Annotated in this window: 13 protein-coding genes; 1 reads left to right on the top strand and 12 read right to left on the bottom strand. The window is 66.5% G+C overall.

Annotation, left to right across the window (positions count from 1 at the left end):
• The 10 genes from E4S58_RS02910 to infA form a co-directional block, all read right to left on the bottom strand.
• Positions 1–2,070 carry a Hint domain-containing protein gene (locus tag E4S58_RS02910; protein ID WP_136634811.1) on the bottom strand — a complete coding sequence of 690 codons (2,070 nt, stop codon included), beginning with the start codon at positions 2,068–2,070 and terminating at the stop codon, positions 1–3.
• A gap of 202 nt (positions 2,071–2,272) precedes the next feature.
• Positions 2,273–2,854: a GNAT family N-acetyltransferase gene (locus E4S58_RS02905; protein WP_136634810.1), complete on the bottom strand. Its 582-nt coding sequence runs from the start codon at positions 2,852–2,854 to the stop codon at positions 2,273–2,275.
• Complete coding sequence (locus tag E4S58_RS02900; protein WP_136634809.1) at positions 2,851–3,243, bottom strand: ketosteroid isomerase-related protein; 393 nt, start codon at positions 3,241–3,243, stop codon at positions 2,851–2,853. The genes E4S58_RS02905 and E4S58_RS02900 overlap by 4 nt, the downstream gene beginning before the upstream one ends.
• Before the next feature lie 23 nt (positions 3,244–3,266).
• A complete protein-coding gene (locus tag E4S58_RS02895) occupies positions 3,267–3,728 on the bottom strand; it encodes an arsenate-mycothiol transferase ArsC (RefSeq protein ID WP_136634808.1) in 462 nt (153 codons plus the stop codon).
• Positions 3,729–3,731: 3 nt separating this feature from the next.
• Entirely contained in the window at positions 3,732–4,211 is a 480-nt protein-coding gene (locus E4S58_RS02890; protein ID WP_136634807.1) for a UPF0262 family protein, read from the bottom strand.
• A gap of 108 nt (positions 4,212–4,319) precedes the next feature.
• Entirely contained in the window at positions 4,320–5,639 is a 1,320-nt protein-coding gene (hisD, locus tag E4S58_RS02885) for a histidinol dehydrogenase (RefSeq protein ID WP_136634806.1), read from the bottom strand.
• An 86-nt stretch (positions 5,640–5,725) separates the two neighbouring features.
• Positions 5,726–5,923: a DNA gyrase inhibitor YacG gene (yacG, locus tag E4S58_RS02880; protein WP_136634805.1), complete on the bottom strand. Its 198-nt coding sequence runs from the start codon at positions 5,921–5,923 to the stop codon at positions 5,726–5,728.
• The gene (locus E4S58_RS02875) at positions 5,920–6,981 is read right to left on the bottom strand and encodes a ribonuclease E/G (protein ID WP_136634804.1); all 1,062 of its coding nucleotides are present in this window, start codon (positions 6,979–6,981) and stop codon (positions 5,920–5,922) included. The genes yacG and E4S58_RS02875 overlap by 4 nt, the downstream gene beginning before the upstream one ends.
• Positions 6,978–7,553: a Maf family protein gene (locus tag E4S58_RS02870; protein WP_136634803.1), complete on the bottom strand. Its 576-nt coding sequence runs from the start codon at positions 7,551–7,553 to the stop codon at positions 6,978–6,980. The genes E4S58_RS02875 and E4S58_RS02870 overlap by 4 nt, the downstream gene beginning before the upstream one ends.
• A gap of 84 nt (positions 7,554–7,637) precedes the next feature.
• Positions 7,638–7,856: a translation initiation factor IF-1 gene (infA, locus tag E4S58_RS02865; RefSeq protein WP_010137880.1), complete on the bottom strand. Its 219-nt coding sequence runs from the start codon at positions 7,854–7,856 to the stop codon at positions 7,638–7,640.
• A 256-nt stretch (positions 7,857–8,112) separates the two neighbouring features.
• Between infA and xseA the strand changes: the two genes are divergently transcribed.
• Entirely contained in the window at positions 8,113–9,741 is a 1,629-nt protein-coding gene (gene xseA / locus E4S58_RS02860) for an exodeoxyribonuclease VII large subunit (protein ID WP_136634802.1), read from the top strand.
• A gap of 1 nt (position 9,742) precedes the next feature.
• Here the strand turns inward: xseA and E4S58_RS02855 are convergent, their stop codons facing one another.
• Both E4S58_RS02855 and E4S58_RS02850 read right to left on the bottom strand, forming a co-directional pair.
• Positions 9,743–10,144, bottom strand: a complete 402-nt coding sequence (locus E4S58_RS02855) for a hypothetical protein (protein WP_136634801.1) — start codon at positions 10,142–10,144, stop codon at positions 9,743–9,745.
• Between the two features lie 83 nt (positions 10,145–10,227).
• Positions 10,228–11,253 (bottom strand): alkane 1-monooxygenase, encoded by a 1,026-nt coding sequence (locus E4S58_RS02850; protein WP_136634800.1) that lies wholly within the window; start codon positions 11,251–11,253, stop codon positions 10,228–10,230.
• Between the last annotated feature and the right edge of the window lie 124 nt (positions 11,254–11,377).

Here is an 11,377-nt window from a genome sequence, read left to right as displayed (position 1 = left end):
TCACGCGTTTTCGCGCACCCACATGCCATCGGCGACAAGGTTCAGCAGCGCCTCGGCCTCATAGGCCTTCAACAGCGGACGTGCGGGCCGCATCGCGTCCAGGTCGTGGCGCAGCGCGGGAAGCGCGGCGAACAGATCCTCCAACTGCAGCCGGTCCAGGGCCGAGGCGCCGATGTCGCCCGGCAGGAAGCTTTCGGCGGCCACACCGTCGGCGCATAGGATATCATGCTGATCAAGGCAGACGTGGTAATAGACGACGCTGCCGCCCGGCCGGCTGACCACCTTGCGCCCGTCGATGGCGTATTTGGCGGGCACCAGAACCTCTGGCTCTCCGAAAAGGACCTCGGCCTGCCAGCCGGTAAACAGCAGGCGATGCTGCGGCGACACCTTGACGGCGCGGGTCGCCCCCCAGGCGCCGGGGCGCAGGATCACGGGCGCGGTGCTGTCGGTCGTCGCCTCGACCCGCTGCCGCCCGAGCCAGCGAATGGGCTGCAGCCCGCTGTCGCGCGTGACAAGCAGGTCGCCAAGGTCAAGGTTCTCGACCCGGCGATAGCCGTGGTTCGTCAGCAGACGCGTCCCGCGCGCGAAGCAGACGATCTTTTCAAAGCCCGAGAACGTCGCGGTATCGCCGTTGGCAAAAAGGATCGTGCCGCTTTCCCGGTCCGGCGTGTCATAGGTAATCGACGTCACCTGCCCCGCCGCCCCGAGCGCCGAGATATCCAGGGTGTCGAAATCGGTATCGCCCGGGTCTTCGCCACCGAAAAGCGCATAGGCGTTCTGCCCGGTCAGCGTGACATAGTCGTCGCCCGACCCGCCGTAGATGCCGTCGTCACCCGACGCGGCATAAAGGCTGTCGTTGCCGATGCCGCCATACAGGCTGTCGATCCCGGCCCCGCCCCAGAGGGCGTCGTCACCGGACCGACCATAGAGGGTGTCGGGGCCCGCGCCGCCGTGCAGCGTATCATGGCCAGAGCCGCCGTCGATCAGGTCATCGCCCGAGCCGCCGTACAGCGTGTCGTGGCCGGCATCCCCCATCAGCGTGTCGGTGTCGGCGCCCCCGGTCAGGAGGTCACCGCCGCCGCCGCCTTCCAGTCGGTCATTGCCCGCCGACCCGCTAAGCGTGTCGTTGCCATCCCCGCCATAGATCTGATCGGCACCCAGATCGCCCGACAGGGTGTCATCGCCCGACCCGCCATAGACGATATCGTCGCCACTGCCCGCCGCGACGGAATCGCCGCCACCGCCGGTGCTAAGGCTGTCGGCCCCGGCGCCGCCGATCAGGGTCTCGCCTCCGGCCCCGCCCGTCACGGTGTCGTTGTAGGCGGTCAGGCGCAGGGTCTCGATGCCCTCGAAGGTGACGGTATCGGCGCCGACCACGACCGTTCCGGCCTCGGGGGCGGTGTAGTTCGCGGTGACGGCCGCCCCCTGAGAGCTCAGGTCGATCTCGTCGTTGTCGGACCCGCCTTCACCGCCATAGATGAAATCGCCGCCCGGGCTGCCGGTCATGGCAAAGGTGTCGTCACCGCTGTCGCCGAACATCCAGTCGGGGCCGCCGCGCCCGTCGAACCAATCGTCACCGGCGCGCCCGAAGAAGACGTTGGTATAGGGATCGCCACCACCCGACCAGGCATCATAGCCCGTGATCGTGTCGTCGTAGTTGGTGCCGTAGATGCCGTCCATGCCGCCGCCGAAGACGTCACCGGCCGCCGCACCGCCGATAAAGCCGGTGCCCATGTTGACCTCGACGCCCGAGGTTTCGGCCCCGAAATCCACGTAATCCAGGCCCGTGCCACCGTAATAGGTGTCATTGCCCAGACCGGAATGCAGGGTGTCCCAGCCCAGATCGCCGTGAAGCTGGTCATCGCCCGATCCGCCATAAAGGCGGTCATCGCCCGACTGGCCATAGACCGTGTCGTTGCCCGCGCCCCCGTAGATCGTGTCGTTGCCCGCGTAGCCGAAGATGGAGTCGTTGTTGCCGTCGGGGCCATCAACGAAATCCCCATCCGCGTCCACATAGGACGCCGGTATGGAGTCGTTGCCGGCTGTACCGTCGACCTTTCCGTCTGCCATAACCTACCTCAGCCAAGCGCCCGCCGGTGCATCGCCGACCGGTCACTGTCATTCGGGCGCGCCCGCGTGAGGGTGCGCCGTGTTTCTTATGTGACCGAATTGGGGCGGAAGTATGACATTTGCGTCCACGGCCGGAATTCAGGAACGAAATCAGATAATTGGTCGAACCAATTCATCCAAAGTTCCTGACACTGGGGCGACGCTAAAGCTGCCGCATCCAGAACTGCAGCGGGTGGTCTGTCTGGTCCGGCTGGTCGATGTCGCGCCACCGGAATTGCGCCACCACACCGGGCAGCGGCGCATAGCCCCGGCCCCGCCAGAAGACGTCATGGCTGCGCGCGCCCTGCGGCTTCAACGGATGATCCTCGGGCCGCACCACGGAACAGAAAGCCGAATACCGGCGGCCCAGATCGCGGGCATGGGCTTCGCGCGCATCGAAGAAGGCGTGACCCACCCCCTGTCCACGATAGTCGGGCAGTAGGACCGACTCGGCGCAGTAGAAGATCTCCTCCATCCGTTCGGGACGGGTGGCGAAGGGGGCAGCGAAGTCGTCGGCGTGGGCCTCCATCGCCGTGCCGGTCGCAGCCCCGACCAGTCGCGCGTCGTCAAAAGCCGCAACGACGATAGCCGAGGGGTCGGCGTAGGCCTGAAGGTAGTCCCTCTCGTAGGCGATATCGCCGTCGTAGAGGTAGGGCCAGTCACGAAAGACCGCGATCCGCAGCCGGGCCAGATCGTCGATGGCCGCGGCCAGCGAACCCCCGGTCAGGACGCGGGTCGTGATCATTTCGAGACCTGTGCCACCCAGTCAGCCAGGTTGTAATAGGTCGTGACCCGGGCGATCTTGCCGTCGCGCAGGGTGAAGAACGACCCCGCGGGCAGGCGATAGGTCTGCCCTTTGGCCTCTGGCAGCCCCTCGTCGGTCGCCAGATACGTGCCGTTCACGACGAATTCGGCGGCCGCGCGGGTGCCGTCGTCGGACAGGAAGATCACCATGTCGGTCAGGTTTTCGCGATAGCAGCGGGTCATATGCGCGTTGAAGTCCGCGAATTTTTCGCGGCCCGTGCGGATGACGCCTTCGTTGACGTGATGCGCGACATCTTCGGTCAGGCAGTCAAGCATCGCGTCGGTGTCGCCCGCATTGAAGGCGTCGAAATAGGTCTGGATGATGGTCATGATCGGGACTTCCGGCTTGAAAATTAGGGCTCTAGGACTGGCGGGCCGAACCGGCGCTGCAGGTTGTCGATGATCTGGTCGCGCGCCTGCCGGTAGGCGTTCAGCTTGGTTTCCCGCGTCTCGCCGATGCCGGTCGGGTCCATGATCGGCCAGTAGTCGACCGTCAGGTGATAGAACTTGGTCAGATCCAGTGCCCGCTTCTGGCTGGCCGAGGACAGGGCGACGATCATGTCGAAGCTGGAAAGGTCATCGCCGTAGCGCGCCATTTCGTCGAACGACCGCGACCGGTGGCGCGACAGTTCGACCCCGATCTCTTCGCAGACCGCGATGGCAAAGCCGTCGATTTCCAGATCGTTGTAGCAGCCCGCCGACTGGACATAGGTGTCCGAGCCGTAGAACTTCTTCATGATGCCTTCGGCCATCGGCGACCGGACGGCATTGTGGTCGCAGCAGAACAGGATGGATTGCGGACGTTCTGCTGCCACCGGTCAGCCCCCGAAGTGCAGGACGCAGATCAGGGTAAACAGGCGCCGGGCGGTGTCGTGGTCGACCTCGGCCTTGTTTTCAAGGCGTTCGGCCAGCACGCGCGCCCCTTCGTCATGGATGCCGCGACGGGCCATGTCGATGGTTTCGATCTGCGCGGGCGGCAGGTTCTTGACCGCGTCGAAATAGCTTTTGCAGATGGCGAAATAGTCCTTCACCACTTGCCGGAAGGGGCCAAGCGACATGATGAACTGGGCGGCGGGGCTGTCGTCTTGGGTGGTGACATCGAAGACGAGGCGCTTGTCCTGGATCGACAGGCCGATCTTGTAGGGCCCGTCGGGCACAAGGCGATCGTCCCGCTTGGGCAGGCTGAAGCTGTTTTCTTCCAACAGGTCGAACATCGCCACGCGGCGTTCCTGTTCGATCTCGGGTGTGGGCGGCGGCAGGTTGCGGTCGTCCAACTCGATTTGGGCAATATAGGACATCGGTCCGGTTCCCTCTGATCGGTTGTGAGTCTCCCTGCCAACCAATCTATGCTGCAATGCAGCGAATTTCCACTTGATAGCTGCGGAAGGTTAACTTCTTAACCCGTTTCAGCCAGTATTTTTTGGCGTATCGTTCAGTTTTTTCAAGCGGGCTGTGACCGAAAGGCCATGCGCCTCAAGGCTTTCCGAGATGGCCAGCGTCTCGGCCGCCGGGCCGATGGCGCGAAGTGCCGCAGGGGTCATCCGGGCCATGGTCGTCCGCTTCAGGAAATCCATGACCGACAGCCCCGAAGAGAACCGTGCAGACCGCGCCGTGGGCAGCACGTGGTTCGGACCGCCGACATAGTCGCCGATCGCCTCGGGCGTCCACTGGCCCAGGAAGATCGCGCCGGCGTGGATGCACTTGGCAGCCAGCGCCTCGGGGTCGGCGACGCAGAGTTCCAGGTGTTCGGGCGCGATGCGGTTCGACAGATCTGCCGCCTCGTCCAGGTCGCGGACGGTGACGATGGCGCCGTTGTCGGCCCAGGACTTGCCCGCAACCGCCCGGCGATCCAGCGTTTCCAGGCGTTTGGCGACCGCGTCGGCCACCGCCTGACCAAAGGCCGCGTCGGTGGTGATCAGGATCGACTGGGCGCTTTCGTCGTGTTCCGCCTGGCTCATCAGGTCCAGCGCGATCCAGTCGGGATCGTTGTCGGCATCGGCGATCACCAGGATTTCCGACGGGCCCGCGATCATGTCGATGCCGACCTTGCCGAAGACGCGGCGTTTCGCGGCGGCGACAAAGGCGTTGCCGGGGCCGGTGATCTTGTCGACCGGCGCGATGGTGTCTGTGCCATAGGCCAGCGCTGCCACGGCCTGCGCGCCGCCGATGCGATAGATTTCGTCCACGCCCGCCGTGCGCGCGGCATAGAGCACCAGCGGGTTTACCTTGCCGTCGGGCGTGGGCACGGTGATGGCCAGCCGCGGCACGCCCGCGACCTTGGCGGGAATGGCGTTCATCAGGACCGAGGACGGATAGGAGGCGATGCCGCCCGGCACGTACAGCCCCGCCGCCGACACGGGCGTCCAGCGCCAGCCAAGCGTCGCGCCTTCGGGGTCGGTCCAGCTTGCATCTTCGGGCATCTGGCGCACGTGGTAGGCGCGGATCCGTTCGGCGGCCAGATCCAGCGCGGCGGCTTCCTCGGCAGTCACCAGCGCGCATTGGGCGTCGATCTCGGCCTTGGAAAAGGCCAGCGTTTCGGGCGTGAGGTCGAGCCGGTCGAATTTTGACGTCAGCGCGATCACTGCCGCATCGCCGCGCGCGCGCACGTCCGCGATGATTCCGGCCACGGTGTCGTCGACATCCGGGCTGTCCTCGCGCTTCATGTTCAGCAGGTCGCTGAAGCGGGCTTCGAAATCGGCGTCGGCGCTGTTGAGGATGTGGGGCATGGCACTCTCCGTCTGTCGGCGCTTGTTAGCGGGCGGGGCGAAGGGCGGCAAGGTGGTGCGGCGGCGCGGGTCGGGCGGCCGTCCGTTCAGTGCCGGGTCGGCTCGTCCTCACCGGTTTCGCCGCGTTCGATGGCGTCGATCGCCTTTTCCATGTCCTCGGGGTCGGTCGAGGGGATGGAATAGCCGCCCTTGAACCACCGGGCCAGGTCCACGTCTGCGCAATGCTTCGAGCAGAAGGGCTTCCACGTCGCTTCGGTCGGTTTCTGGCAGATCGGGCAGCTCATTCCAGCATCTCCTTCGCGACGACCTCCGTCAGCGGCTGGCGGGCGCGTTTGCGCTGCAGCTCGTAATTTCCGAGCGGCGTCCAGCCGGCCATGACCGTATCGGTATCGTCGGTTTTGAGAGCGGCGCGCAGGGCGCCCTCGAAACTGCGGCGGTCCTTCTTGGGCATCGGCGCAAGGTCAAGGATCACGACACCGCCCAAGCCCCGCAGACGCAGCTGGCGCGGCAGGTCACGGGCCATGGCGAGGTTGGCCTTCAGCCCCGCCGCAAGGGATGTATCGCCGCCGGTGTTCACGTCAACGGCGGTGAAGGCGCGGGTCGGTTCAACGAACATCGTACCGCCGCCGATACGGACCTCGGGGCGGAAAAGCGCGGCGATCTTGTCGACGACCTCGTGATGATCGAAACAGCCTGCCTCGGTTTCGATCGCGGCCTCCATCACCCATTCGCGCCAGGCGGTGGCATGGGGGGCGTCGCCTTCGGTCAGCTTCTCGGCCTCGCCTGTCGCATCGGCCATGACCTGACAGCAGAGATCCGCCATGGCGGCGATGTCCTCGGCCACGGCATCGGGATCGGCGCCCTCGCAGGACGACCGCAGGATCAGGCCGCCGTCGAGGTCGTGGACGGGGTGGCCATCCATCACCTCGTGCGCGATTTCCAGCAGGCTGTCGCGGATGTCGTCGTCCTTGATCTGGCGCGACACGTTCAGGCCCGGCGCACCGGGGGTGACGATGGCATAGCGGCTTTTGAACAGCAGCTTGGTCGTCACCGGGATCGCCTTGCCAGGTTCGGCATGGCCGGTGACCTGGACCAGAAGCGGTTCGCCCGGCGACAGGCCCTTGACCTGCCGCAGAAAGGCCGGGCCGTCGGGCGTGGTCAGGAACATGCCGCCCTGCCCCTTGACCGGGCGATCCGCGCGGGCGCGGTAGATGGTGCCGGGGCGCGGGGCGTCGCTGTCGACAAGCAGATCTTCAAGCTGGCCGTCGCGCAGCAGGGCCGCAGCCTCGACCGGGCCATCGGGACCGTCGAGGTGATCGAGGAGGATGAGGTGACCCTTCATGATGTGCTCCAGACAGGATAGCCGGCGGCGCTCAGCAGCGCGGCGGTTTCGGCGACGGGCAGGCCCATGACGGCGGTATAGCTGCCCTGGATCCACGGCAGAAAGGCGCCCGCAGGCCCCTGGATACCATAGCCGCCGGCCTTGCCCTGCCAGTCGTTGCTGGCGAGATAGGCGTTGAGTTCATCGTCGCTGAGCCGCTTCATCTTGACCGTGGTGACGACATCGCGTTCCCAGATCCGGTCGCCCCGGCGCACGGCGACGGCCGTGATGACCTTGTGACGACGGCCGGACATGGCCAGCAGGAATTCCGCCGCCTCGCCCGCGTTGGCGGGTTTGCCCATGATCCGACGGCCAAGCGCGACGGTGGTGTCGGCGCACAGCACGATATCCTCGGGGTCGGCGACCACGGCCTGCGCCTTTTCACGCGACATGCGCGCGCAATAGGGGCGCGGCTGTTCGCCGGGCGCGGGGGTTTCGTCGATGTCGGGGGGGCGGATGTCGGCGGGTTCGATGCCGAGGGTGGCAAGAAGGTCCAGCCGACGGGGGCTGCCCGAGCCGAGGATCAGTTTCACGGCGTGCTCCCTGCCCATAAACGCGGGCCCATGAACGTGGGGCCTTGGTCGCGGGGCCCCGGCTTTGACACCGGGGCGGCGCGGTTATTTGAAGCGGTAGTTGATCCGACCTTTGGTCAGATCGTAGGGGGTCATTTCGACCTGCACCTTGTCGCCGGCCAGAACACGGATGCGGTTCTTGCGCATCTTGCCTGCCGTATGTGCGATGATTTCATGGCCGTTCTCAAGTTCGACCCGGAAAGTCGCATTGGGCAGGAGTTCCTTCACGACGCCGGGGAATTCGAGAATGTCTTCCTTGGCCATGTAGTCTCCATTGCTGCGTTGCCCGCAATTTCGCGCGGGTGCGCGTTAAATGGGGGGAAACGGGGTGATTATCAAGTGGAAACTCCGTGATGGGGGGAACGGTTCCGCGGGTGTGGGGGCGCTGCCCCCATTGGCCTGCGGCCAATTCCCCCGGGATATGGAACCAGGGGAAGCGGGGGACTGGAAAAACGGGGGGTTGGCGGGGCTGGTCATCACCCCGCGCCACCCGTAATGTCGCCGCACTGCGGAGGTGGGCATGGACCTGTTCGAAGACGATGCACCGGGGCCCGGTGGCAATGCACATGAATTCACCGTCAGCGAGCTGTCGGGCGCGGTCAAGAAGACCATCGAATCGGAGTTCGGCCATGTCCGCGTCCGGGCCGAGGTGGGGCGCGTGTCGCGGCCCCGGTCGGGGCATCTGTATTTCGATCTGAAGGACGACCGGTCGGTGCTGGCAGCGGTCAGCTGGAAGGGCCAGGTCGCGCGGATGCAGGTGCAGCCAGAAGAGGGGATGGAGGTCATCGCCACCGGGCGTATGACGACCTTCCCCGGGCAGTCGAAGTACCAGCTGATCGTCGACAATGTCGAACCGGCGGGCGCGGGCGCGCTGATGGCGCTGTTGGAAAAGCGCAAGGCGATGCTGCAGGCCGAGGGCCTGTTCGCGGCCGAGCGCAAGAAGCCCCTGCCCTACCTGCCGCGCGTGATCGGCGTCGTGACCTCGCCCTCGGGCGCGGTGATCCGCGATATCCTGCACCGGCTGCGCGACCGCTTTCCGGTGCATGTGCTGATCTGGCCGGTGGCGGTGCAGGGACAGGCCTGCGCGGCAGAGGTCGCGCGGGCGATCGAGGGGTTCAACCGTCTGGCGCCGGGCGGCGCGGTGCCCCGGCCCGATCTGCTGATCGTGGCGCGCGGCGGCGGGTCGATCGAGGATCTCTGGGGGTTCAACGAAGAGGTCGTGGCGCGGGCGGCGGCCGCATCGCGCATTCCGTTGATTTCTGCCGTGGGGCATGAGACGGATACCACGCTGATCGATTTCGTGTCGGACCGGCGCGCGCCCACACCGACGGCGGCGGCGGAACTGGCCGTGCCGGTGCGGTCCGAGCTGATGGCCTGGGCCGCCGACATGCAGGCGCGGCTGATCCGGGCGCAGGGTCAGGCGATCATGCTGCGGCGGCAGCGGCTGGCGGATCTGAGCCGCGCCCTGCCCCGGCCCGAACGGCTGACCGAAGGGGCGCGCCAGCGGCTGGACACCTGGGCGGACCGTCTGCCCAATGCGCTGCGGCGCGGGGTGTCGGCGCGGCGTGTCGCCCTGTCGGAGGCCGGCGGATCGCTGAAACCGGGCGTGCTGCGGTCGCGCATCGCGCAGGACCGGCAGCGGGTGACAGGCTGGGCCGATCGGCTGCCCACGGCGCTTGAGCGCGGCGTGGTGCGGCGACGCGAGACGCTTGGCCTGTGGGCCGGACGGCTTGAGGCGCAGCCCGCCATGATGCGCCGGGGACTGGACCGGCAGCGGCAGGACCTCGACCGGCTGGCCGCGCGCTTTGCCGATGTCGCCCGGCGCGGCATCGAGACCCGGCGCGACCGGCTGGCCGCGCTTGACCGGCTGCGGGCGACGCTTGGCTACGAGGCGACGTTGGAGCGCGGCTATGCGGTGGTGCGCGATGGCGAGGGCCGCGTGATGACCCGCCGGGCGCAGGCCGAAGGTGCCGAGAGCCTGGCGATCCAGTTCGCGGACGGCGTGCTGACCACCGGCGCCGGGGCGGCAGCCGCAAACCCCGGGACACAGGCCCCGGCGCCTGCCGAACCGAAAACCGCGAAGCCGAAAACCCCCAAGTCCAAAGAGGCCAGGAAAGACACGCCGCCGGAACAGGGCAGCCTGTTCTAGGCTAGACCCCGACCTCGGGGCCGAGACAGCGCATCGGCTCTTCCGCGCTTTGCACCTCGTAGAGCGTCGTCTGCGCCGGATCGCCCTGGAACTGCGCGACCAGCCCCGACGGCCCCTTGAAGAAGGTCCAGCATTGCGGGCCGGGATCGGGGTCTGCGTCGTAGACGAAGCAGATCATGCCGTCCTGTTCGTACCATTCCCCGTCCGCGCATTGCCCATCAAGGAACGACCAGGTGACCCGGCGGCCGTCGTAGTACTGTTCGACCCCATAGGCCTGCCCGCCCGAGCCGTAATAGAAGGTCTTGCCGCGGGAATAGGCATCGAATTCCTCGGCCGACATGGGGCTTTGGGCGGTGGCGGCCTGCGCGACAAGCGCGGCAAAGATCGGGATCAGGCGTCTCATGCGGGCAACCTGCCAGAGCCGGGCGACACAGGCCAGCGACAATGATGTGAAAGGCGGGGACGTGAGAGTCGGGGGGCGCGCCGTCAGAAGTGGTCCTGCCACTTGAGCAGTCGCGGGTTCATCACCCGCCGCCACCACGGCGGAACCAGCGCGACGACGGCCATCACGGGCAGCGACCGGGGCAGGATCGGCATCTCTTCGGGGTCGATCTGCAGGCCTGGATAGATCCGGCTAGGGTGCATGTGGTGATCGGAATGGCGCGGCGCATTCAGCATCATGGCCGAGGTTACGCGGTGCGGGCTGTTCCAGCTGTGCACGGCGCGCACGGGATCCAGGCGACCGTCGTCGCGTTCGCCACGCTCCAGCCCGTAGTGCTGCACGTAGTCCGACAGCAGGATCTGAAGCTGTGCGAACCCTGCCAATGCCAGAAGGACCAGCACCCCGTCCTGATCGGCCAGCAGCCACGCCAGGCCGATGAAGCCGATCGCGCCGAAGACGTAGCCAAAGTAGGGATGCGAGGTCCAGGACCGCCCCGCGCGCTTGAGATCATGCATCTCGATCCGCATCCCTTCGCGGAACGACCCGAACCAGGCGCGGAAGAAGAAGCGGTAGAAGCTCTCGCCCAGCAGGGCGGAATTGGGATCATAGGGGGTCGCCACGTAGACGTGGTGGACCTTGGGGTGCGACGAGGCATGGTGCCCGAACAGCAGCGAGGTATAGACGATCTTGCCCAGCTGCACGGCCTCGCGGCCCGACCGGTGGATCAGTTCATGCGCGTTCGGGTGGCTGACCTGGCCGAAGTAGACACCATAGGCCAGCAGAACCGGCAGGATGTCCCAGCCCTCGGCCCCGCCGGGACCGCCAAGGTAGCGGACGGCAATCACCATGAGAAACAGGTGCGCGATGCCAAGGGCGATCGACAGCCCGTGGCCTGCCTTGAATTCCTGCGCGGCATCAACGTTGCGCCAGCTGCGCGGCAGCAGGTGATCGAGCAGCGCGGTGAAGACGGTCAGATAGGCCAGAACGGCCCAGCCGATCACGCCGCCCGTGCCGGTCGCGATGATCAGAAGCGGGATCGGCACCAGGGTGGCGATCAGGAAACCGATCATGTCTTCAACTCCGCGCAATGGTGGTTTCGGAAACTCGCGGCAGTTCTAACCCATCATATGGTGTTCCGCCTAGGCCAAAAGCGCCATCCCTTCCAAGCAGGCCTTGGATTGCGCACTGGCCCCT

The organism is Pseudooceanicola onchidii (assembly GCF_004959925.1).
Classification (GTDB): domain Bacteria; phylum Pseudomonadota; class Alphaproteobacteria; order Rhodobacterales; family Rhodobacteraceae; genus Pseudooceanicola; species Pseudooceanicola onchidii.
The sequence above is the reverse complement of the archived record's forward strand: the minus strand, read 5'-3'. Positions and strand labels throughout refer to the sequence as shown.

Bases quoted from the DNA above. Each gene is read 5' to 3' on its own strand.
- E4S58_RS02890 (WP_136634807.1), bottom strand. From the start codon at position 4,211: ATGTCCTATATTGCCCAAATCGAGTTGGACGACCGCAACCTGCCGCCG.
- hisD (WP_136634806.1), bottom strand. From the start codon at position 5,639: ATGCCCCACATCCTCAACAGCGCCGACGCCGATTTCGAAGCCCGCTTC.
- E4S58_RS02910 (WP_136634811.1), bottom strand. From the start codon at position 2,070: ATGGCAGACGGAAAGGTCGACGGTACAGCCGGCAACGACTCCATACCG.
- infA (WP_010137880.1), bottom strand. From the start codon at position 7,856: ATGGCCAAGGAAGACATTCTCGAATTCCCCGGCGTCGTGAAGGAACTC.
- yacG (WP_136634805.1), bottom strand. From the start codon at position 5,923: ATGAGCTGCCCGATCTGCCAGAAACCGACCGAAGCGACGTGGAAGCCC.
- E4S58_RS02855 (WP_136634801.1), bottom strand. From the start codon at position 10,144: ATGAGACGCCTGATCCCGATCTTTGCCGCGCTTGTCGCGCAGGCCGCC.
- xseA (WP_136634802.1), top strand. From the start codon at position 8,113: ATGGACCTGTTCGAAGACGATGCACCGGGGCCCGGTGGCAATGCACAT.
- E4S58_RS02905 (WP_136634810.1), bottom strand. From the start codon at position 2,854: ATGATCACGACCCGCGTCCTGACCGGGGGTTCGCTGGCCGCGGCCATC.
- E4S58_RS02900 (WP_136634809.1), bottom strand. From the start codon at position 3,243: ATGACCATCATCCAGACCTATTTCGACGCCTTCAATGCGGGCGACACC.
- E4S58_RS02875 (WP_136634804.1), bottom strand. From the start codon at position 6,981: ATGAAGGGTCACCTCATCCTCCTCGATCACCTCGACGGTCCCGATGGC.
- E4S58_RS02850 (WP_136634800.1), bottom strand. From the start codon at position 11,253: ATGATCGGTTTCCTGATCGCCACCCTGGTGCCGATCCCGCTTCTGATC.